The organism is Pseudoduganella aquatica, assembly GCF_020865585.1.
GTDB classification, from domain to species: Bacteria; Pseudomonadota; Gammaproteobacteria; order Burkholderiales; family Burkholderiaceae_D; genus Rugamonas; species Rugamonas aquatica_A.
Map to the genome: position 1 here is coordinate 5336162 of NZ_CP086370.1, position 21969 is coordinate 5358130.

16 protein-coding genes are annotated in these 21969 nt (G+C 65.9%); 8 read left to right on the forward strand and 8 right to left on the reverse strand.

Going from position 1 to position 21969, the window contains the following annotated elements; translation table 11 throughout:
* Positions 1-347: 347 nt before the first annotated feature.
* Together KT882_RS23845 and KT882_RS23850 are read right to left on the reverse strand one after the other, a co-directional pair.
* A complete protein-coding gene (locus KT882_RS23845; RefSeq protein ID WP_228893481.1) occupies positions 348-647 on the reverse strand; it encodes a putative quinol monooxygenase in 300 nt (99 codons plus the stop codon).
* A complete protein-coding gene (locus tag KT882_RS23850) occupies positions 644-1324 on the reverse strand; it encodes a type 1 glutamine amidotransferase domain-containing protein (protein WP_228893482.1) in 681 nt (226 codons plus the stop codon). The genes KT882_RS23845 and KT882_RS23850 overlap by 4 nt, the downstream gene beginning before the upstream one ends.
* Before the next feature lie 129 nt (positions 1325-1453).
* Between KT882_RS23850 and KT882_RS23855 the strand changes: the two genes are divergently transcribed.
* Both KT882_RS23855 and xth read left to right on the forward strand, forming a co-directional pair.
* Positions 1454-2359, forward strand: a complete 906-nt coding sequence (locus tag KT882_RS23855; protein ID WP_161074895.1) for a LysR family transcriptional regulator — start codon at positions 1454-1456, stop codon at positions 2357-2359.
* A 39-nt stretch (positions 2360-2398) separates the two neighbouring features.
* Entirely contained in the window at positions 2399-3166 is a 768-nt protein-coding gene (xth, locus tag KT882_RS23860) for an exodeoxyribonuclease III (protein WP_228893483.1), read from the forward strand.
* On the opposite strand, the gene KT882_RS23865 is transcribed toward xth, so the two are convergent.
* The 5 genes from KT882_RS23865 to prpB all read right to left on the reverse strand — a co-directional run bounded on the left by KT882_RS23865 (position 3163) and on the right by prpB (position 12707).
* Positions 3163-6471: a bifunctional diguanylate cyclase/phosphodiesterase gene (locus tag KT882_RS23865; protein ID WP_228893484.1), complete on the reverse strand. Its 3309-nt coding sequence runs from the start codon at positions 6469-6471 to the stop codon at positions 3163-3165. The genes xth and KT882_RS23865 overlap by 4 nt on opposite strands.
* Before the next feature lie 170 nt (positions 6472-6641).
* Positions 6642-7832, reverse strand: a complete 1191-nt coding sequence (gene prpF / locus KT882_RS23870; RefSeq protein WP_228893485.1) for a 2-methylaconitate cis-trans isomerase PrpF — start codon at positions 7830-7832, stop codon at positions 6642-6644.
* Between the two features lie 121 nt (positions 7833-7953).
* Positions 7954-10548, reverse strand: a complete 2595-nt coding sequence (gene acnD, locus KT882_RS23875; protein ID WP_161074891.1) for a Fe/S-dependent 2-methylisocitrate dehydratase AcnD — start codon at positions 10546-10548, stop codon at positions 7954-7956.
* Positions 10548-11699 (reverse strand): bifunctional 2-methylcitrate synthase/citrate synthase, encoded by a 1152-nt coding sequence (gene prpC / locus KT882_RS23880; protein ID WP_161074890.1) that lies wholly within the window; start codon positions 11697-11699, stop codon positions 10548-10550. The genes acnD and prpC overlap by 1 nt, the downstream gene beginning before the upstream one ends.
* A 120-nt stretch (positions 11700-11819) precedes the next feature.
* Entirely contained in the window at positions 11820-12707 is an 888-nt protein-coding gene (gene prpB / locus KT882_RS23885) for a methylisocitrate lyase (RefSeq protein ID WP_228893486.1), read from the reverse strand.
* Positions 12708-12868: 161 nt separating this feature from the next.
* Between prpB and prpR the strand changes: the two genes are divergently transcribed.
* Both prpR and KT882_RS23895 read left to right on the forward strand, forming a co-directional pair.
* Positions 12869-14527, forward strand: coding sequence for a propionate catabolism operon regulatory protein PrpR (gene prpR / locus KT882_RS23890; protein WP_161074888.1), 1659 nt, complete (start codon positions 12869-12871; stop codon positions 14525-14527).
* A 156-nt stretch (positions 14528-14683) separates the two neighbouring features.
* The gene (locus tag KT882_RS23895; protein WP_228893487.1) at positions 14684-15148 is read left to right on the forward strand and encodes a DUF6328 family protein; all 465 of its coding nucleotides are present in this window, start codon (positions 14684-14686) and stop codon (positions 15146-15148) included.
* Here KT882_RS23895 and KT882_RS23900 read toward each other — a convergent pair whose 3' ends face one another.
* The gene (locus KT882_RS23900) at positions 15149-18508 is read right to left on the reverse strand and encodes a S41 family peptidase (protein ID WP_228893488.1); all 3360 of its coding nucleotides are present in this window, start codon (positions 18506-18508) and stop codon (positions 15149-15151) included.
* A 166-nt stretch (positions 18509-18674) separates the two neighbouring features.
* Between KT882_RS23900 and KT882_RS23905 the strand changes: the two genes are divergently transcribed.
* From KT882_RS23905 to KT882_RS23920, 4 genes are read left to right on the forward strand one after another with little or no spacing between them, the layout of a single operon-like run.
* The gene (locus KT882_RS23905) at positions 18675-19529 is read left to right on the forward strand and encodes an alpha/beta fold hydrolase (protein WP_161074887.1); all 855 of its coding nucleotides are present in this window, start codon (positions 18675-18677) and stop codon (positions 19527-19529) included.
* A 5-nt stretch (positions 19530-19534) separates the two neighbouring features.
* On the forward strand, positions 19535-20572 hold the full coding sequence (locus KT882_RS23910; RefSeq protein ID WP_161074886.1) for a sensor histidine kinase: 1038 nt from the start codon (positions 19535-19537) through the stop codon (positions 20570-20572).
* The gene (locus tag KT882_RS23915) at positions 20572-21279 is read left to right on the forward strand and encodes a LytR/AlgR family response regulator transcription factor (protein ID WP_161074885.1); all 708 of its coding nucleotides are present in this window, start codon (positions 20572-20574) and stop codon (positions 21277-21279) included. The genes KT882_RS23910 and KT882_RS23915 overlap by 1 nt, the downstream gene beginning before the upstream one ends.
* Positions 21276-21962 carry an alpha/beta fold hydrolase gene (locus KT882_RS23920; protein WP_228893489.1) on the forward strand — a complete coding sequence of 229 codons (687 nt, stop codon included), beginning with the start codon at positions 21276-21278 and terminating at the stop codon, positions 21960-21962. Before KT882_RS23915 ends, KT882_RS23920 begins: the two co-directional genes overlap by 4 nt.
* The last annotated feature ends 7 nt before the right edge of the window (positions 21963-21969 follow it).

Here is a 21969-nt window from a genome sequence, read left to right on the forward strand (position 1 = left end):
ACAACTATTTCCCAATAGTACCATTTATTGATGCGTTCCAACGATATTCTAACTTTTTTTGCATCAAAAGTGTTGCTGTGTGGAAAATTCAGTGTCATCCCGAGTTCTTTAAGTATATTTCTGTTTTCGGCAGCCGTTTATGGAATATTAGTACCAATTTGATAACAATGAAGCACTATCGGCAATTATTTTTCAGATTGTTACATTTTGCAAACAGCTTGCCTATCAATAGTTCCATTTCCGGTACGGTTTCCGGCCGGCTTTTTTGCCAGGCTATATGATGCAGCTTTGTAAGATTTCCGCCAACACAATAGAAAAAGCCCGCTAGGACGCTAGCGGGCTTGGACTTACTTCGCGCTGAAAAATTCCACCCGCCGGTCCTCAAGCAGGGGCAGGATGCGCCCCGCCACCAGGTTTTGGTAGTGGGCGGACTGCTTGTGGGCGTCGAGCGCGGCCTCGTCGCGGTAGCGCTCGAACAGCAGCAGGCTGTTCGGCGCGTCCACGCCCTGGTACACCTCGTAGCCCAGGCAGCCCGGCTCGCCCAGCGACAGCGGACGCAATTCGGCAACGATGGCGAGCACTTCGCTGAAAGCGCCCTCCTTCACCTGCCAGCGGGCGGCGACGGTGATGTGGCCGGCCGCGCTCATTGCTGCGCTCCGTTCAGCGCGGCGACGATGGCTTGCGCCAGCGGCGCGCCCGAGGCCGGATTCTGGCCGGTCAGCAAGCGCCCGTCGACCACCACCTTCTCCTGCCACACTGCCGCCGCCGAGTACGCGGCGCCTTCTTCACGCAGCGCATCCTCCAGCTTGAAGGGCACGTCGGCCTCGGCGTAGCCCGCTTCCTCCTCGTTCGAGAAGGAAGTCAGCTGGCGGCCGCGCAGCAGCGGCGTGCCATCCGCCAGCGTCACACCCAGCAAGGCGGCGGGGCCGTGGCAGACGGCGGCCACGATCTTGCCCGCATCCCAGGCACGCGCCACGGCGCGCTTCACGTCCGGGTCGGTGGCGATGTCCGCCATGGGACCCAGGCCGCCGGGGAAGAAGATGGCGTCGTAGTTGGCCACATCGACTTCGGACAGCTTGCGGCTGTGCGCCATGCGGCGCATGGCCGGGCTGCCGAGGAAGGCGCGCTGCGCCGGATCGTTCTCGTCGTAGCCGTCATGCGGAGGGGTGCCGCCCAGCGGCGACGCGTATTCCACCGCAACACCCGCATGCTCGAATACTTCCACCGGGTGGGCGACTTCAGGGAAGAAATATCCCGTAGCGCGTTTGTTCGGGCCGATTTCAGCGGCATTTGTCAAAATAAACAGTACATGTTTCACACTCATGGCAATCTCCTTCAGTCTGCAAGAAATCCCAGTGTTCCGGGGCATGAGCTAACTATAGGAGCGCGCAAGGATATCGGGTAGATACTGCCAGCATGACTCAATGTCAAACAATTTGATACAATCTTTGAAATGAAAGACCACTCCCCCATACTCGACGAGCTGCGCGCCATGGCGGTGTTTGCGACCGTGGTGCGCAGCGGCAGCTTCGCCGCCGGCGCCCGCGCGCTGGGGCTGACCCGCGCCGTCGTCAGCCACCACATTCGCGCGCTGGAAGCCAAGCTGGGCGTGCCGCTGGCCCAGCGCAGCACGCGCAGCTTCAGCCTCACGCCGGCCGGCGAAGCCTTCCGCGTGCATTGCGAACGCCTGCTCGACGAGGCGCAGGACGGCATACGCGGCATGGAGCTGCTGCGCGCCGAACCGCGCGGCGAGGTCCGCATCACCTGCTCCCACCACTTCGGCAACAAGCGCATCCTGCCGGCGCTGCTCGAGTTCCGGCGGCGCTATCCGGCCATCCGCCTGCACGTGGCCATGAGCGACGCCAATGTGGATCTGGTGCAGCACGGCATAGAGCTGGCCGTGCGCGCCGGGCCGCTGGCCGATTCCGCGCTCATCGCGCGCCGCCTGCTGCGCGAACAGACCATGCTGTGCGCCTCGCCCGCCTACCTGCGCCGCCACCGCGCGCCAGCCACCGTGGCCGAGCTGGGATCACACCGCTGGATCGCCTACCCGCCCAGCCAGCGCAGCCTGGCCGCGCGCGCCGGCGGGCAGGAGATCCTGATCCCCATCCGGGGCGACGTGGTGACCGACAGCGCGGCGGCGCGGCTGGCTTTCGTGCTGGCCGGCGAAGGCATGGCGCGCCTGCCCGCCTACGACGCGGCCGCGCTGATCGCGTCGGGCGAGTTGGTGCATGTGCTGCCGGAAGTGGAGACCGCGCCGCTGGAAATCTACCTGGTCCACGCCCAGCGCATCGGCCCCAGCGCCCAGCTGCTGCGGGACTTCCTGCTCGATGCGGAACGCGGCGAGGCATTCGGTTAGAATGCGTGAAAACTTGATTTACGAAGAAAGACAAACGCCATGAAACTCGCAACCTGGAACGTCAACTCGCTGAACGTCCGCCTGCCCCACGTGCTCAAATGGCTGGAGGAAAATCCGGTCGATGTGCTGTGCATCCAAGAGACCAAGCTGACCGACGATAAGTTCCCTACCGCCGCCATCGAGGCGGCCGGCTACCACGTGGTGTTCAGCGGCCAGAAGACCTACAACGGCGTGGCCATCCTGTCCAAGCAGCCGATGACGGACGTAGTGGTCAACAATCCGCATTACGAGGACGCGCAGCAGCGCATCCTGGCCGTCACCACGGCCGGCGTGCGCGTGGTGTGCGCCTATGTGCCGAACGGCCAGGCGGTGGGCACGGACAAGTATGAATACAAGCTGGGCTGGCTGGCGTCGTTCCGCCACTGGCTGGAACTGGAAGCGGCGCAGCACCCCAACCTGGCCGTGCTGGGCGACTACAACATCGCGCCGGACGACCGCGACGTGCATGATCCGGTGGCGTGGGCCGGACAGGTGCTGTGCTCGGAGCCGGAGCGCGCCGCGCTGCAGGCGCTGTTCGCGCTGGGCCTGACGGATTCCTTCCGCCTGTTCGAACAGGCCGAGAAGACCTTCAGCTGGTGGGATTACCGCATGCTGGGCTTCCAGAAGAACAAGGGCGTGCGCATCGACCATGTGCTGCTGTCGCCGCCGCTGGCCGCGCGCTGCACGGCTTGCGTGGTGGACCGTGCGCCGCGCAAGTGGGAACAGCCTTCGGACCACGCGCCGGTGATCGCCACGCTCAGCGATTAAACCGTTTTCCGGTCCAGCATGTGCTGGGCGTTGGCGTGGGGGACCGGCTGCGAGAACAGATAGCCTTGCGCATAGCGGCAGCCCTGGCGCTGCAGCAGGGCGAACTGCCCTTCCGTTTCCACGCCTTCAGCCACCACCGGCATCTGCAGGCTGTCCGATAGCGCGATGATGGCCGCCACGATGGCGCGGTCCTCCGCGCTCTCCTCCAGCTCCTTGATGAAGGCGCGGTCGATCTTGATCTTCCTGACCGGGAAGCGCTTCAGGTAAGCCAGGCTGGAATAGCCGGTGCCGAAATCGTCGATCGACAGCCGGATGCCCATGGCGTTGATCTGCCCCAGGATTTCCATGGTGTGCTCGCCGTGCTGCATCAGCGCCGTCTCGGTGATTTCAAACTCGATCATGGACGGGTCTATGCCGGTTTCGTCCAGGATGCGGCGGATCGATTCCACCAGGCCGCGGTGCATGAACTGGCGCGGCGACAAATTCACGGCCAGCGGCACCGGCTGCAGGCCCATCCTGAGCCACTCCATGCTCTGCTCGCAGGCGCTGCGCATCACCCACTCGCCTATCGGCACGATCATGCCGTTCTCTTCGATCAGCGGGATAAAGCTGTCCGGCATCACCAGCCCCTGGCCGGGACGGCGCCAGCGCAGCAGCACCTCCATGGCGTGCACGCGGCGCGTGGCGATGTCCATGATGGGCTGGAAATGCAGTTCGAACTGGCCCAGCGACAGCGCGCTGCGCAGGCTGTTTTCCAGCTCGAAGCGCTGCGCCGCCGACACGTTCATCTTCGGCGTGAAGAACTGGTAGTTGTTGCGGCCGGACGCCTTGGCGTGGTACATGGCGCCGTCGGCGTGGCGCATCAGCGTTTCCACGTCCTCGCCGTCGTCCGGGTAGACGCAGATGCCGATGGACGGCGTGATGTGCAGCATGCGCCCTTCCAGCGGGAAAGGCACAGCCAGCGATTCGATGATTTTCTCGGCCACCCGGCTCGCTTCTTCGATCGAGCGTATGCCCGGCACCAGCACCACGAATTCATCGCCGCCCAGGCGGGCCACGGTGTCGCTGGCGCGCACGGCGCGGCACAGGCGGCTGGCCACTTCCTTGAGCAGCTGGTCGCCGGTCAGGTGGCCCAGCGAGTCGTTGATGGTCTTGAAGCGGTCCAGGTCCAGGAACATCACAGCCAGGCGCCGCTCGGAGCGCTGCGCGGAGAGCATGGCGCGGTCCAGGCGGTCGGCCAGCAGCGCGCGGTTGGGCAGGCCGGTCAGGGTGTCGTGGTAGGCCATGTGGTGCACGCGCGCCTCGGCCTGGCGCCGTTCGACGATCTCGCCTTGCAGCTGGGCGTTGGCGCCGGCCAGTTCGGCGGTGCGTTCCAGCACCCGCACTTCCAGTTCGTCGCGCGCCTGGCGCACCGCTTCGGCGTCGGCGCGGCGCGCGGTGATGTCGTCCACCAGCCATACCGAGCGGCCGTGCGGCTGCGCCATGTCGAAGGGCCGGCCGGACAGGCGCGCCCAGAAGCGGCTGCCGTCCTTGCGCACCAGCTGGTATTCGGAGGTGTTGACGTGGCCGGAGAGGAAGTCGCGCGCGGTCTGCTTGCGCGCCATGTCCCAGGACTCGATGTCGGCGTAGAAGGCCTGCACGCTCAGGTTGTTCATTTCGCCCGGCGCGTAGCCGAACAGTTCTTCCATCTTGGTGTTGCAGCGCAGGTTGTAGCCGCCCTCGCACACCGAGATGCCCAGCACCGCGCTGTCCAGTATCGCCTGGTTTTCCAGCAGCGCGTTGCGCAGCGATTCCTCGGCCAGCTTCTGTTCGGTGCGGTCTTCGGCGATCCAGATGGTGCCCTGGCTGGGGTCGTCCGGATTCACCACGTAGGCGATCAGCTGGGCCCAGAAGGTGGTGTTGTCCTTGCGCCGCATTTCCACTTCGGTCTGGAAGGGCTTGCCCACCATGAGGAAGGGCGTGGCGGCCGCGCCCAGGCGCTCGTAGGCGGCCTGCGACGGATACAGCGACATGCCGGTCAGGCCCAGGCCCTCGTCGCCTTCGTAGCGGAACATCTCCGCAAAGCCGCGGTTGTAGCGCGTGATGATGCGGTTCTTGGTGAACAGGATGCTGATCGACGCGTTCGTCATGATGGCTTCGACTTCCATCTGCGTCTGGCGCGACTGCGTAATGTCTTCCATGATCCAGATGGTGCCGCCATCGCTGCGCTCGTGGCTGATGGCCTGTGCCCGCACGCGGCACCACAGCAGGCTGCCGTCCTTGCGCTTGAACTGGAATTCCTTCTTCTCGAAGGGCTGGCCGCTGCCCAGCAAGGGGCCGGCCTCCATGCCGAATTCGGCGTAGGCCTGCGGCGAGGGGAATACTTCCACCGCCGGGCGTCCGTACATTTCCTCGCGCGTGTAGCCGAACATTTCGGCCATGCGCGGATTGCAGTTCAACAGGGTCTGCGCCTTGGTGAACAGGATGCCGACCGAGGCATTGTCGAGAATGGCGTTCTGCTCCATCAGCAGCTGGCGCATGCTTTCCTCGGCTGCGCGCTGCTCGCTGATGTCCTCCACGATCCAGACCGTGCCCTCGGCGATGTCGGACGGGTCGAGCGAACGGCCATACAGGCGGCCCCAGAACAGCGTGCCGTCCTTGCGGCGCAGCTGGATTTCGGTCTTGTAGGACTGCCCCTGCGTCAGCAAGGGGCGCGACTGATCGGCCACGCCCTGGCGGATTTCGTCGCTGCCGTACAGGATATTGCCGCTGGCGCCTTCCAACTCGTCGCGCGCATAGCCGAACATTTCGGCCGCGCGGATATTGCACTCGATGATGGAGCCCGACTTGCCGAAGATGATGCCGACCGCCGCGTTTTCCAGGATGGCCTGCTGTTCCAGCAAGGTCTTGCGCAGCGCGCGCTGGTCGCGCTGGAAGCCGCTGGTGTCGTGGAACACCACGATGGCGCCGGCCGCCGGGCCTTCGCCGGGCAGGGGCTTGAGCGTGGCCTGCACCGGGATGTACTGGCCGGTGGCGTGGGCCAGGCAGCTGTCCCATTGCCGCGCCGCCTTGGCGTCGGCGCTGTCCGCAGCGCCAGCGCCGGCCTTGCCGCCCATGGCGGCGTCCAGCCGCGCCATGCTGTCGCTGCGCGCGTGGCGCGCGAACACGTCAGCCACCGGACGGCCACGGGCGGCGAAGCCCAGCAGTTCGTCCAGTTCCGGGCTGGAGGCGAGCACCAGCCCGTCGCCGCCGCATGCGCACGCTGGCAGGCCGATCAGCTGCAAGGCTTCGGCCACGGAATCCGGATGGGGTGGAACACGACTCATGTACACCTGGGCACCTTTTAGTAACGTGCCGGTCTCCTGTGGCAGCGTAGTTGGCAGATCATAAACCACAACGTGCGGGTCCGCCACCGCGCACGCCGACAGCGGCCTCTAAAAGCGGCTATGCCCGCGTATAGCGGGCATAGTTACAACAAAGCAAGGACAGTGACAGGCTAGAAAGCGTCGCCCGGCACCCGGACCCAGCCCTCCATCAGCACCCGCGCGCTGCGGCTCATGATGGCCTTGGTGACGCTCCATTCGCCGTCCACCCGGGCCGCCTCGGCACCCACCCGCAGCGTGCCGGACGGATGGCCGAAGCGCACCGCGCTGCGTGCTCCGCCGCCGGCGGCCAGGTTGACCAGCGTGCCCGGCACCGCCGCCGCCGTGCCGATGGCCACCGCAGCGGTGCCCATCATGGCGTGGTGCAGCTTGCCCATCGAGAGCGCGCGCACCAGCAGGTCGATGTCGCCCGCCGCGACCTGCTTGCCGCTGGACGAGGTGTAGCCGGCCGGCGGCGCCACGAAGGCCACCTTGGGGGTGTGCTGCCGCTGCGCCGCTTCGTCGATATGCTTGATCAGGCCCATGCGCAGCGCGCCGTGCGCGCGTATGGTTTCAAAGCGGGCCAGCGCCTTGGCGTCGCCATTGATGGCGTCCTGCAGCTCGGTGCCGGTGTAGCCGATGTCTTCCGCGTTGACGAAGATGGTGGGAATGCCGGCGTTGATCATCGTGGCCTTGAAGGTGCCCACGCCGGGCACCTCCAGCTCGTCGACCAGGTTCCCGGTCGGGAACATCGAGCCTCCGGCGCCCTCCTCGTCCGCCGCCGGGTCCATGAATTCGAGCTGCACTTCGGCGGCCGGGAAGGTCACGCCGTCCAGTTCGAAGTCGCCGGTTTCCTGCACTTCGCCATTGGACATGGGGATGTGGGCGATGATGGTCTTGGCGATGTTGGCCTGCCAGATGCGCACCACGGCCACGCCGTCGCGCGGCACGCGGTCCGCGTCCACCAGGCCGCCGCTGATGGCGAAAGCGCCAACGGCGGCGGACAGGTTGCCGCAGTTGCCGCTCCAGTCCACGAAGGCCTTGTCGATAGCGACCTGGCCGAAGAGGTAGTCCACGTCATGCTCCGCCCTGGCGGACTTGGACAGGATGACCGTCTTGCTGGTGCTGGAGGTGGCGCCGCCCATGCCGTCGATCTGCTTGCCGTAAGGGTCCGGGCTGCCGATCACGCGCAGCAGCAAGGCGTCGCGCGCCTTGCCCGGCACTTGCGCGGCCGCCGGCAAGTCCTGCAGCCGGAAGAACACGCCCTTGCTGGTGCCGCCGCGCATATAGGTGGCGGGGATTTTGATTTGAGTTTGGTGTGCCATATTTTTTGGTCCTGGTGAAATGGCGGCTTACGGCCTTCGGCCTAACCCGCCCTACGTGATACCGGAACGCCTCCGGGATTTCGTAGGGCGGGTTAGCGCGAAGCGCTTAACCCGCCAGCACTTATGCGGCCTTTGCGGATTCGAGGAAGTCCTGCGCGAAGCGCTGCAGCACGCCGCCCGCTTCGTAGATCGAAACTTCCTCGGCGGTGTCCAGGCGGCAGATGACGGGAACGTTGAGCTGCTCGCCGTTCCTGCGCGTGATCACCAGCGTCAGCGTGGCGCGCGGGGTGCGCTCGCCTAGCACGTCGTAGGTCTCGGTGCCGTCTATGCCCAGGGTCAGGCGGTTCACGCCCGGCATGAACTCCAGCGGCAGCACGCCCATGCCCACCAGGTTGGTGCGGTGGATGCGCTCGAAGCCTTCGGCCGCGATGGCTTCCACGCCGGCCAGGCGCACGCCCTTGGCGGCCCAGTCGCGCGAGGAACCCTGGCCGTAGTCCGCACCGGCGATGATGATCAGCGGCTGCTTGCGCTCCATATAGGTCTCGATGGCTTCCCACATGCGCGTGACCTTGCCTTCCGGCTCAACACGCGCCAGCGAACCGGCTTTCACCTTGCCGTCTTCCAGCACCATCTCGTTCTTCAGCGTGGGGTTGGCGAAGGTGGCGCGCTGCGCGGTCAGGTGGTCGCCGCGGTGGGTGGCGTAGGAGTTGAAGTCCTCCTCCGGCAAGCCCATTTTGTGCAGGTACTCGCCGGCCGCGCTGTCCATCATGATGGCGTTCGATGGCGACAGGTGGTCGGTGGTGATGTTGTCGCCCAGGACGGCCAGCGGACGCATGCCCGACAGCGTGCGCGCGCCGGCCAGCGCGCCTTCCCAGTACGGCGGACGGCGGATGTAGGTGGTCTGCGGGCGCCAGTCGTAAAGCGGGCTCACTTTGATGCCGTCGTCTTCCTGCTTGGCGAACATGGGAATGTAGACCTTGTGGAAGTGCTCCGGCTTCACGCTGGCAGCAACCAGCGCGTCGATATCCTCGTCGCTAGGCCAGATGTCGGCCAGGCGGATCTCCTTGCCGTCCGCGCTCACGCCCAGCACGTCCTTCTCGATATCGAAACGGATGGTGCCCGCGATGGCGTAGGCCACCACCAGCGGAGGCGAGGCCAGGAAGGCCTGCTTGGCGTAAGGGTGGATGCGGCCGTCGAAGTTGCGGTTGCCGGACAGGACGGCGGTGGCGTACAGGTCGCGGTCGATCACTTCCTTCTGGATCACCGGGTCCAGCGCGCCGGACATGCCGTTGCACGTGGTGCAGGCGTAAGCCACCACGCCGAAGCCCAGCTGCTCCAGCTCGGGCATCAGGTGCGCTTCTTCCAGGTACAGGGTCACGGCCTTGGAGCCTGGCGCCAGCGAGCTTTTCACCCACGGCTTGCGGGTCAGCCCCAGCTTGTTTGCGTTGCGCGCCAGCAGGCCGGCGGCGATCATATTGCGCGGGTTGTTGGTGTTGGTGCAGCTGGTGATGGCGGCGATGATGACGGCGCCGTCGGGCATCAGGCCAGGTTCGTTTTCCACCACGCCCGAGATGCCGCGCGCGGCCAGCTCGGAGGTCGGCACGCGCTTGTGCGGATTGGACGGGCCGGCAATGTTGCGCACCACGGTCGAGAGGTCGAAGCGGATCACGCGTTCATATTCGGCGTGCTTCAGCTCATCTGCCCACAGGCCGGTTTCCTTGGCATATACCTCCACCAGGTCCACCAGCGCGGCGTCGCGGCCGGTGAGCTTGAGGTACTTGATGGTCTGCTCGTCGATGTAGAACATGGCGGCGGTGGAGCCGAATTCCGGCGCCATGTTGGAGATGGTGGCGCGGTCGCCCAGCGTGAGGTGCGAAGCGCCCTCGCCGAAGAACTCCAGGTAGGACGACACCACTTTTTCCTTGCGCAGGAATTCGGTCAGCGCCAGCACCGTGTCGGTGGCGGTGATGCCGGGCTGCGGCTTGCCGGTCAGCTCCACGCCGATAATGTCCGGCAAACGCATCCACGATGCGCGGCCCAGCATCACGCTTTCCGCTTCCAGGCCGCCCACGCCGATGGCGATCACGCCCAGCGCGTCCACCATCGGCGTGTGCGAGTCGGTGCCCACCAGCGTATCCGGATAGGCCACGCCGTTCTGCACCTGCACCACCGGCGACATGCGCTCAAGGTTGATCTGGTGCAGGATGCCGTTACCCGGCGGGATCACGTCGACGTTCTTGAACGCCTTCTTGGTCCAGTTGATGAAGTCGAAGCGGTCTTCGTTGCGGCGGTCTTCAATGGCGCGGTTCTTGTCGAAGGCGTCCGGATCAAAGCCGCCGCATTCCACCGCCAGCGAGTGGTCCACCACCAGTTGGGTCGGCACCACGGGATTGACCAGCGCAGGGTCGCCGCCTTGCAGGGCGATGGCGTCGCGCAGGCCGGCCAGGTCCACCAGCGCGGTCTGGCCCAGGATGTCGTGGCAGACCACGCGCGCAGGGAACCATGGGAAGTCCAGGTCGCGCTTGCGCTCGATGAGCTGGGACAGCGAGGCGTTCAGCGTGGCGGGCTCGCAGCGGCGCACCAGGTTTTCGGCCAGCACGCGCGAGGTGTAGGGCAGCTTGTCGTATGCGCCCGGCTGGATCGCGTCGACTGCGGCGCGCGCGTCGAAGAAATCGAGCTTGGTGCCCGGAAGGGCTTTGCGGTGTAGCGTATTCATTATTTGCGGTCCTTGATCGGCATGAACTTCAGGTCGTCCGGGCCGACGTAATTTGCGCTCGGGCGGATGATCTTGTTGTCGATGCGCTGTTCGATAATGTGGGCAGCCCAGCCGGAGGTGCGCGAGATGACGAACAGCGGCGTGAACATGGCGGTCGGCACGCCCATCATGTGGTAGGACACGGCCGAGAACCAGTCCAGGTTGGGGAACATCTTCTTGATTTCCCACATGACCGATTCCAGGCGCTCGGCGATGTCGAACATCTTGGTGGAACCGGCTTCCTCGGACAGCTTGCGCGCCACTTCCTTGATGACCACGTTGCGAGGGTCGGAGATAGTGTACACAGGATGGCCGAAGCCGATCACCACTTCCTTGTTTTCCACGCGCTTGCGGATGTCCGCTTCAGCTTCGTCGGCGTTCTCGTAGCGCTTCTGGATCTCGAAGGCGAATTCGTTGGCGCCGCCGTGTTTCGGGCCGCGCAACGCGCCGATGGCGCCGGTGATGGCGGAATGGATGTCCGAACCCGTGCCGGCGATGACGCGGCTGGTGAAGGTCGATGCATTGAACTCGTGCTCCGCATACAGGATCAGCGACACGTGCATGGCTTTCACCCACGATTCGCAAGGCTTCTCGCCATGCAGCAGGTGCAGGAAGTGGCCGCCGATGGAGTCGTCGTCGGTTTCCACTTCAATGCGCTTGCCGTTATGGCTGTAGTGGTACCAGTACAGCAGCATGGAGCCGAAGGAAGCCATCAGGCGGTCGGCGATGTCGCGCGCGCCCGGCACATTGTGGTCGTCCTTCTCCGGCAGCACGCAGCCCAGCACGGATACGCCGGTGCGCATCACGTCCATCGGGTGGGCCGACGCGGGCAGCGCTTCCAGCGCCGACTTCACGGCTTGCGGCAGGCCGCGCAGCGATTTCAGCTTGGTCTTGTAGGCGTTCAGTTCCGACTGGGTCGGCAGCTTGCCGTGCACCAGCAGGAAGGCGATTTCTTCGAACTCGCTGGTGGTGGCCACGTCCAGGATGTCGTAGCCGCGGTAGTGCAGGTCGTTGCCGGTCTTGCCGACGGAGCACAGTGCGGTATTGCCGGCGGTGACGCCGGACAGGGCGACGGATTTCTTGGGCTTGAAGGTTGGGGCTTGTTCGGTCATTTTGGGGTCTCCTTGAATGCTTGGCGGGTTACGGCCTGCGGCCTAACCCGCCCTACGATAATTTGCGCTGATGACGTAGGGCGGGTTAGGCGCAGCGCGCCGTAACCCGCCGGACGCGGATTATTTCTTTTGCGCGGCGAACAGCGCGTCGAGCTTCTGCTCGAAGTCGTGGTAGTTGATGCGGTCGTACAGTTCGGCGCGGGTCTGCATGGTGTCGAGCACGTTCTGCTGCGTGCCGTCGCGGCGGATGGCGCCGTAGACGTTTTCAGCGGCCTTGTTCATGGCGCGGAAAGCGGACAGCGGATACAGCACCAGGCCCACGTCGGCGGTGCGCAGCTCGTCCACGGTGAACAGCGGGGTGGAACCGAATTCGGTGATATTGGCCAGGATGGGCACGCCCACCGCCTTGGCGAACTGCTTGTACATGTCCAGCGAGATCATCGCTTCCGGGAAGATCATGTCGGCGCCGGCTTCCACGCAGGCCACGGCGCGTTCGATGGCGGCGTCCAGCCCTTCCACGGCCAGCGCGTCGGTGCGCGCCATGATGACGAAGTTTTCGTCGGTACGGGCGTCCACCGCGGCCTTGATGCGGTCCACCATTTCAGCCTTGGTGACGATCTCCTTGCCCGGACGATGGCCGCAGCGCTTGGCGCCCACCTGGTCTTCGATGTGCATGGCGGCGGCGCCGAACTTGATCATGGACTTGACGGTGCGCGCCACGTTGAAGGCGGAGGCGCCGAAGCCGGTGTCCACGTCCACCAGCAGCGGCAGGTCGCACACGTCGGTAATGCGGCGCACGTCGGTCAGCACGTCGTCCAGGCTGGAGATGCCCAGGTCGGGCAGGCCCAGCGAGCCGGCCGCGACGCCGCCGCCGGACAGGTAGATGGCCTTGAATCCGGCGCGCTTCGCCAGCAGGGCGTGGTTGGCGTTGATGGCGCCGACGACCTGCAGCGGGGATTCTTCCTGGACGGCTTTGCGGAACGCGGCGCCTGCGGAGTATTGGCTCATGTGATGCCCTTTCAAGTTAGGTTGCAGCCACTATTGCAAGCGCCGTGCCAGCCGGTGAAACATAGCAAAATCAAGCACTTGGCACTATGGTGCTGCTGTTCGCGCGTTTCATTTTGAAACACTGAAACATTAAGTTGCGAAACGTGGCCTATAATTGAAACATGCGCCCATCCGCCCCGCCCCCCTTCGACCCGGCCGACAAACCCGTCATCTGGACGGTGGCCGTATCGCGCCTGTCCGAACTCTTCCGCGACATCACGCTCGAATACGACAACCTGGCCACCATCGAGCCGATCAACCTGGGCTTCGACGAGGCGGCGCGCCACATCCGCGAGCGCATGGCCACCGAGCGCTGCGACGCGGTGATCGCGGCCGGCTCCAACGCTGCCTATCTGAAGGGCCGCCTGTCGGTGCCGGTGGTGATCGCCAAGGCGAGCGGCTTCGACGTGATGCAGGCGCTGGCGCGGGCGCGGCGCGTGTCCGAGCGCATCGCCGTCGTCACCTACCAGGAGAAGATGCCCGAGCTGTCCGAATTCGCCGCCACCTTCGGCTTCGGCGTGGAGCAGCGCACCTACGCCACCGAGGAGGACGCGCGGGCGCAGATCAACGAGCTGAAAGCCTCCGGCGTGCGCGCCATCGTCGGCGCCGGGCTGATTACCGACCTGGCCGAAGAAGCCGGGCTGACGGCGGTGTTCGTCTACTCCGCCGCATCGATACGGCGCGCCTTCGACGACGCGCTGGAGATGGCGCGCCTGACCCAGCTCGAATCGAACCGCGCGCGCAGCCGCCTGGGCGTGGTGGCGGACACGCTGCGCGCGCGGCACGGCCTGAACGATTTGCGCGGCGATTCGGCCGCCATGGAGAAGATGCGGCAGGCCGTGGTGCTGTACGCGAAGTCGCCAGCCACGGTGCTGATCCAGGGCGAGACCGGCTGCGGCAAGGAGCTGGTGGCGCAGGCAATCCACCGCGAGGCGCCGCGCAGCCTGGGCGCCAGCCGGCCATTTGTGGCGGTCAACTGCGGCGCCATCGCCGAATCGCTGCTCGAGTCCGAGCTGTTCGGACACGAGGAAGGCGCGTTCACCGGCGCGCGGCGCGGGGGGCACGCCGGCCTGTTCGAAGCGGCCAACCGTGGCACGCTGTTCCTGGACGAGATAGGCGAAATGCCCCTGGCGCTGCAAACGCGCTTGCTGCGGGTGCTGGAGGAACGGGAAGTGGTGCGGGTGGGCGGCACGCGGCCGGTCGCCATCAATGTGCGCATCATCAGCGCCACGCACTGCGACCTGGAGCAGCGCGTGCGCGAGGGACGCTTCCGGGCCGACCTGTTCTACCGGCTGGCGGTGCTGCGCCTGGCGCTGCCGCCGCTGCGCGAGCGGCGCGAGGATATCGTGCCGCTGGCCGAGTGGTCGCTGAAGAATGCGCTGGCGGCGCTGGGCGCGCGGCCGCACCCCAACCTGCATGCCGAGATCAACGCCTGCGCCCCGCTACTGCTGGGCTACGGCTGGCCCGGCAATGTGCGCGAGCTGCGCAACCTGACCGAGCGGCTGGCGCTGTTCCTGGCAGCCGAGCCGCTGCAGGCGCTCACGCCGGGCTTTGTGCTTGGCGTGGCGCCGGAGCTGCAAAGCAGCGCCAGCATGGTTGCAGTGCAGGGAACGCTGCCTGCCGCATCGATGGCGGCCGCCGCGCAGGACGGCGCCAGCGGCCGGGAAAGCGCCAGCGCCGTGCTGGCGCGCTTCGGCGGCCGCCGCGACGCCGCTGCGGATTACCTGGGCATCAGCCGCACCACGCTGTGGCGCCGCTTGCGCGGCGAACAGGGTGGTTAGCACGCTTGTCCGGCGGGTTACGCTCCGCTAACCCGCCCTACGATGGACGCGAGATTCGTCGCTGCGTAGGGCGGGTTAGCGCAAAGCGCGTAACCCGCCAAACTGCGCGCCCCCTGCCCAGCGCCACCGCTACAATCGGCTGATCGGGGGAGCGCTATGGATCAGGTGGAAAAGGAGTCGCTGAAAGAGCAAATGGGCCGGGTGATCGAGGAGGCGCGCATGGTGCTGCCCGGCGTGCAGGCCCTGTTCGGCTTCCAGACCATCGCCGTCTTCAACGAGCCGTTCAAGCAGCTGCCCATGCTGGTGCAGGACTGCCACGTCGCCGCACTGGCGCTGGTGGTGGTGGCGATCGCCCTCGTCATGATGCCGGCCGCCTACCATCGCCAGGCCGAACCTTTCCATATTTCGCAGCGCGCCATCGCACTGTCGTCGCGCTGCATCTGCTATGCGCTGGCGCCCTTGGCGGCAGCCATCTCGCTCGACGTGTTCGTGGTGCTGCAAATGGTGACAGGCGACACCACCCTCGCCGCATGCGGCGGGGGCGGCGCCTTTGCGCTGCTGATTACCATGTGGTTCGGCTACCCGCAGCTGATGCGGCGCAAACTCGGCCGCACCGGCTGATTACTTGCTCTTGTCCGGGAAGGCCGGACGCACAGGCCGCACCGGCGGATTCTTCGCCAGTTCCGCCTTGATCACCTCGATCGCCTTCTCCAGCTGCGGGTCGCGGCCCGCGATCACTTCGGCCGGCGTCTGCTCCACTTCGATGTCCGGCGCCACGCCCTCGTTCTCCACGCCCCAGCCGCCGTCGCGCGTCCAGAACGCCAGGTTGGGCGCCGTGATCGTGCCGCCGTCCATCAGCACCGGGAAGCCGAGGATGCCCACCAGGCCGCCCCAGGTGCGCTTGCCGATCAGCGGCCCCATTTGGTTTTTGCGGAACATCCACGGCAGCAGGTCGCCGCCGGAACCGGCCGTCTCGTCGATCAGCATGGCGCGCGGGCCCTGGATGGAGGCGGACGGCGTCTTCATGTCCGCGCCGTAGCGCATGGTCCACCAGGCGATCTCTTTTTTCTGCAGGATCTCGATGTAGTAGTCCGCCACGCTGCCGCCGCCGTTGAAGCGCTCGTCGATGATGACGGCATCCTTGTCGGCCTGCGGGAAGAAGTAGCGCTTGAAGTAGGTGTGGCCCAGGCCCGCCGTGTTGGGCACGTAGACATAGGCCACGCGGCCGTTGGTGGCGGCGTTGACTTTGCGGATATTCCCCTCCACCCAGTCGCGGTTGCGCAGCGCGTCCTCGCTGGGCACGGGAACCACGGTGATGGTGCGCGACTTGCTGCCGTCCGCGTTGGGACCGACGGTAATGTCGATGGCCTTGTTGGCGGTGTTTTCAAACGCGCTGTACAGATTGGTGGGCGGCAGCAGCGGACGGCTTTCCACCGCCAGCAGGTACTCTCCCGCCTTCACGTTCAGGCCCGGTTCGGTAAGCGGCGCGCGCAGCGAGGGATTCCAGTTCAGGCCACCGTACACTTTCTTGAAGCGGTAATGGCCATTGGCGATCTCGTAGTCCGCGCCCAGCAGGCCGCCCGGCACGGCGCGGCTTTCGATAAAGTTGTCGCCCCCGCCGCCGCGATGGTGGCCCACCGCCAGTTCGCTGCACATCCACTGTATCAGCCGGTTCAGGTCAGCGCGGCTGGACAAGTCGGGCAGGAAAGCGGCGTATTTGGCGCGCATCTTGTTCCAGTCCACGCCGTGCATGCCGGGGTCGTAGAAGAAGTCGCGGTTGATGCGCCAGGCTTCGTTGAAGATTTGCGTCCACTCGGCGCGCGGCTCGGCTTTCACTTCGATGCTGTCGACCTTGATGCGGCCTTCGCCCGGCGGCAGCAGCTTGCCGGTGGCCGAACCCATGGCCCAGTTGTCCTTGAACACGTAGAGCAGCTTCTTGCCGTCGGCGGAAATGTCGTAGCCGTCCGATTCCGCCACCAGGGTCTCGGTTTTCCTGTCCTTCAGGTCGAAACGCTGAATGGCCTTCTTGCCGTCCGCGTCGCGCACGAAGAAGATCTGCCCGGCGGCGCCCACATCCAGGTCGGAGATTTTCGCAGCGGGGACGGGCAGGTCGATGATGCGGGTGTCGATGCCGTCGAAGTCTATGCTGATGGGAGCGACCACGGCCAGCGCCACATTCGGGTCGTCGCGGCCGGTCTTGGGGTCGATCTTGGGATCGGCCTTGGCTGCTTCGGCCGCCTCGGGTTCGGCCTTGGCGGTCTTGGCGGCGTCCTTCTTCTCCGGTTCTTTCGCAGCCGGTGCGCCCTTCTCCTCGTCGCTTTCCTTGATCAGCGGCGAAGGCAGGTCGCGCCGCAGCACCGCCATCCAGATGGTGCGCGTGACCTGGTTGTCCTCGTTCTGCTGCGAGAACCAGTTGTTGCTCGGGCCGGCGTTGGTGGAGGCGAAGAAGTACAGATACTTGCCGCTCTTGTCGAACACGGGATTGGCCACGTCCGACAGGCCATCCGTCACCGCATGCGATTTGTTCTGCTCCAGCGAGTAGATGTAGACGCTGCGCGTGTAGCTCATCGAATTGAGCGCGTAGGCGATCCAGCGCGAGTCCGGCGCCCACGCGGCGCGCAGCGTTTTGTTCACGCCATACAGCGGCTCGGAGGCCACCTTCTTCGTCGTGCCGGTGGCGATGTCCAGCACGTACAGGGTCCAGGCGTTGTCGGTGTAGGCGATCTTCTTGCAGTCGGGCGACCATACCAGGTTGTCGTAGTAGCCTGCGCCGGTGAGCTTGAGTTTCTTGGGCGCGCCTTTGCCGTCCTGGGCGCGGATGTGCAGTTCGTATTCGCCGGATTCGTCCGAAATATAGGCCACCGAGCGGCCGTCCGGCGACCAGGCCGGGTTGCGCTCGTGCGCGGAAGAGGTCTGCGTGAGGTTGCGCACATCGCCCTTGTCGGCGGGGATGGTGACGATCTCGCCCCGGAACTCGTAGGCCACGCGCGCGCCGGACGGCGAAATGGACGCGTTGCGGATGTAGCGCGCGCCGCGCACCCAGCGCTCGCGAGTCAGGCCCAGGTCCGTGCTCACACCCACGGTGAGCTTGCGGGCTTGCGCATTGGCCTGGTTGCCGAGGCCCAGCGTGTGCAGATAGCCGGCCTGCTCGTACACCAGCGTGTTGCCCGACGCGGAGATATTCAGCACCGGGAAGTCGCGGTGGTTGGTGATCTGGCGCACGGCCTTGGTTTTCAGGTCGTAGGCGTGCAGGTTGAATTCGCCGCTGCGGTCCGAGCGGAAGTAGACGGTGTCGCCTATCCAGACCGGGTCCACGTCGTTGGCGTGCGTGGCAGGCTGCGGGATTTTCTCCACCGACTTGTCGCCGAAGCTGTACAGCCACAGGACGGAGTTGGTGCCGCCGCGATAGCGTTTCCATTGCAGGAAGGCTGGAGAGAATGGGTTGTATGCCACGCGCTTGCCATCCGGCGAGTAGGCGGCGCGCGCCGCGTTCGGAATTTCCAGTTCGGTCTCCACGCCGCCGGTCACAGGCACGGTGAACAATTTGCGGAAGCGGTTGTTGAAGGCCGCGCGCGGCGACGTGAACAGCACCGATTTGCCGTCGGGCGCAAAGCCTTGCACGATGTCCTGGCCGGGATGGTAGGTCAAACGCTTGGGCACGCCGCCTTCCACCGGCAGCACATACACGTCCGCATTGCCGTCCAGCTGTGCGGTGTAAGCCACCAGTTTGCCGTCCGGCGAAAACACCGGGTTGGATTTCTCGCCCAGGTCCGAAGTCATGCGGCGCGGCGCGCTGCCGTCCAGATTCGCCAGCCACAGGTCGCCCGCGTACATAAAGGCGATGTGGCGCGCAGAGACTGCGGGCTCGCTCAGCATGCGCGTGTCGCTGGTGTTCGGCAGCGCGGCGGCGGTTTGGGAGATCAGCATGGCGCAGGCGGCGGCCAGCGGGGCAAGGGGGGACTTCAGGCGTGGTAGTTTCAAATCTGGCTCGCTCGGTGAGGGGATCATGGCAATACCTGGTTGGCAAATATACACCAGCTTGCGGCGCCGTTCATCCTCAATTTTTGCCGTTCATCCAAAGGCGGTGGCCGGGCAGGCGGCGCACCGATAGCATGGTTTTCATCGCAACCCCCCCAGGAGCCACACCATGTTCAAACGCCTGATCTGCAGCATCCTGCTCGCCGGCGCATTCAGCGCAGCCGCAGCCGCCCCTTCCGCCTTCAACGTCAAGGTAACGGGCGCCGGCGCGCCAGTCATCCTGATTCCTGGCCTGGCCTCCCCCGGCGAAGTCTGGGACGGCACTGTGCAGCGCTTCTGCGCCAGCCGCCAGTGCCATGTGCTGACGCTGGCCGGCTTCGCGGGCGCGCCCGCCATTGACGCGCCGCTGCTGCCGGCGGTGGAGCAGCAGCTGTCCGCCTACATCAGCGAAAACAAACTGGCGCGCCCGCTGCTGATCGGCCACAGCATGGGGGGCTTCCTGGCGCTGAAGATGGCGGCCGACCATCCGGCGCAGGTGGGCCGCGTGGTGGTGGTGGACGCCCTGCCCGCGCTGGGCGCCACCCAGCTGCCGAACGTGACTTCCGAGCAGCTGGAGGCCATGGCGGCGCAGATGCGCGACCGCCTGCTCGGCACCGACCCGGCCTCCTTCGCCGCGCAGCAGCGCCGCACCGCCGGCACATTGGTCAGCGGTGAAGCGGATGCCGAACGCGTGGCCGGCTGGAGCCTGCAGTCGGACCGCAAGACCATGGCCACCTCGATTTATCAGATGCTGTCGCAAGACTTGCGGCAGGAACTGGCGCGCATCCAGGCGCCCACGCTGGTGCTGGGCAGCTGGGCCGCGTACAAGAGCTTCCTGCCACGCAGCGCGGTGGAAGCCATGTTCAAAAGCCAGTACCAGCAACTGCCGGGCGTGCAGGTCGAACTGGCCGACACGGCGCGCCATTTCATCATGTACGACGATCCTGATTGGATGTATGCTCGCATCGACCAATTTCTGAAATAAGCGCAATGGACCATTCCACCCGCCCCTGGCTCGCCCGCCTGCATTGGTACTGGATACTGCAGCTAGGCGGCTGGTTCGGCATCCTGATGTTCATGCTGGCCATGTACCGCTCCGCGCTGCAGCTGGACGGCGTGGCGCTCACCACGGTGTGGACCGCCGCCAGCGGCCTTCTGCTGTCGCATGGATGGCGCAGTCTGTTCAAGCGCAAGGGCTGGCACACGCCGCGCTTGCGCTGGCAGATGTGGGCCGTGCCGGCACTGGCGCTGCCGCCGCTGCAGGCCGCCAGCGTGGTGCTGGGCCTGGTGCTGCTGCAGGACGCGCGGTTCGACAGCTTCGGCTTCCTGCCGATGGCGCTCATCTTCTGGACGCTGGTGTTCGCCAGCTGGACCGGCTTCTATCTGATGGTGAAAGCCATCGGCCGCGCGGCGCGCTTCGAAGCGGAGGCGCTGCGGCTGGAGATAAGCGCCAAGGACGCGGAGCTACGCGCCTTGCAGGCGCAGGTCAATCCGCATTTCTTCTTCAATAGCCTGAACAGCGTGCGCGGCCTGATCTACGAGGACCACGACGCGGCGGCGCAGATGATAGACCAGCTGGCGAGCCTGATGCGCTATGCGCTGCAGTCCGGACAGAGCAGCACGGTGCCGCTGGCGGCGGAGCTGGAGGCGGTGCAAGCCTACCTGGCGATCGAGCAGATCCGCTTCGAGGAGCGGCTGCGCGCCAGCCTGCATATCGAGGCGGGTACGGAGACGGTGCAGGTGCCGCCGATGGCGCTGCAAACGCTGGTGGAAAACGCGGTGAAATATGGCGTGGAGAGCAGCGTCACAGGCAGCGACATCACCATCAGCGCGCGGCGCGATGCAGGCGGCGTGCGCATCGAGATTGCCAACACGGGCGCGCTGCGGCAGTTCAGCAGCTCCACGCAAGTGGGACTGAACAATGCGCGCAAGCGGCTCAAGCTGGCGGTGGGACCGGAGGCCAGCCTGGAGCTGGCGGAAACCGGCGGCTGGGTGCGCGCCACGCTGACCTTGCCGGAGGCTGCCTGATGCGCGTGCTGCTGGTGGACGACGAGCGCCTGGCGCGCGCCGAGCTGCGGCGCCTGCTGGCGGCGCACCCGGACATGGAGATCGTCGGCGAGGCGGCCAGCGCGGCGGATGCGCTGACGCAGATCGCCGCCCTGCAGCCGGACCTGCTGCTGCTCGACGTGCAAATGCCGGGCGGCAGCGGCTTTGATCTGCTGGCCTCGCTCGACAGCGTGCCGGACGTGATCTTCACCACCGCCTTTGACCACTACGCGCTGCAGGCTTTTGAAGTGAACGCGCTGGATTATCTGCAGAAGCCGATCCAGCCCGTGCGCATGGCTGCGGCACTGGCCCGCGCGGCGCAGCGGCGCCAGCCTGCCACTGGCGCCCTGCCCCGCCCAGCGCCGCAAAAACTCTTCATCAAGGACGGCGAACGCTGCTGGTTCATCGGCCTGCATGACATCCGCCTGTTCGAGTCCGAAGGGAATTACACACGGGTGTACTTCGGCAGCCAGCAGCCGCTGATGCTGCGCACGCTGAAGGAGCTGGAGGAAAAGCTCGACCCGCAGCGCTTCTTCCGCGCCAGCCGCCGCCACATCGTCAACCTGGACCTGGTGCGCAGCGTGGCGCCCAACGATGCAGGCGGCCTGGATCTGGCGCTGCAAGACGGCCCGGCGGTGGAAGTCTCGCGCCGCCGGGCCGCGCAATTCAGAACCCTTGCCGACTTATGACCCCTCTTGTTCTGATACCCGGCTATATGCTGGACGAAACCCTGTGGGATGAGGTGCTGCCGCTGTTGGACGCGGACTATCCCATTATCCACGGCAGTCTGCGCGAAGGCGGCACGGTGGAGGAAATGGCGCGCCATGTGCTGGACGCGTGTCCGCCGCGCTTTGTGCTGGCTGGATTCTCCATGGGCGGCTACATTGCGCGGGAAATGGCGCGGCTGGCGCCGCAGCGCGTGGCGTCGCTGATCTTGATCGCGACGTCAGCGCGCCCGGACTCGCAGGCAACGCGTGAGCAGCGCGCGAAGGCGGCACTGGCGACGCCGCCGGGGCCGTTCAGGGGGCTGAGCAAGGGCGCCATCGTCACTTCGCTGCATCCTGGCCTGGCGGGCAACGCCGGGCTGATTGCGCGCGTGCGCGCCATGGGCGAGCGGCTGGGGCGGGATGTGTTTTTGCGCCAGTCGCTGCTGGAGCGCGGCGATCTGGAACGGCTGGGGGAGATTGCATGCCCTACCTTGGTGGTCGCTGCGGCGCAGGACCAGTTGCGTTCGCCGGACCAGGCGGTGGAGCTGCGCGACGGCATCCCGGGTGCGGTGCTGGAGGTGGTTGAGGACTCGGGGCATTTGATACCGCTGGAACAGCCGGGGCCGCTGGCGGCGCTGATGCGGCGGGTTACGCGCTCGCGCTAACCCGCCC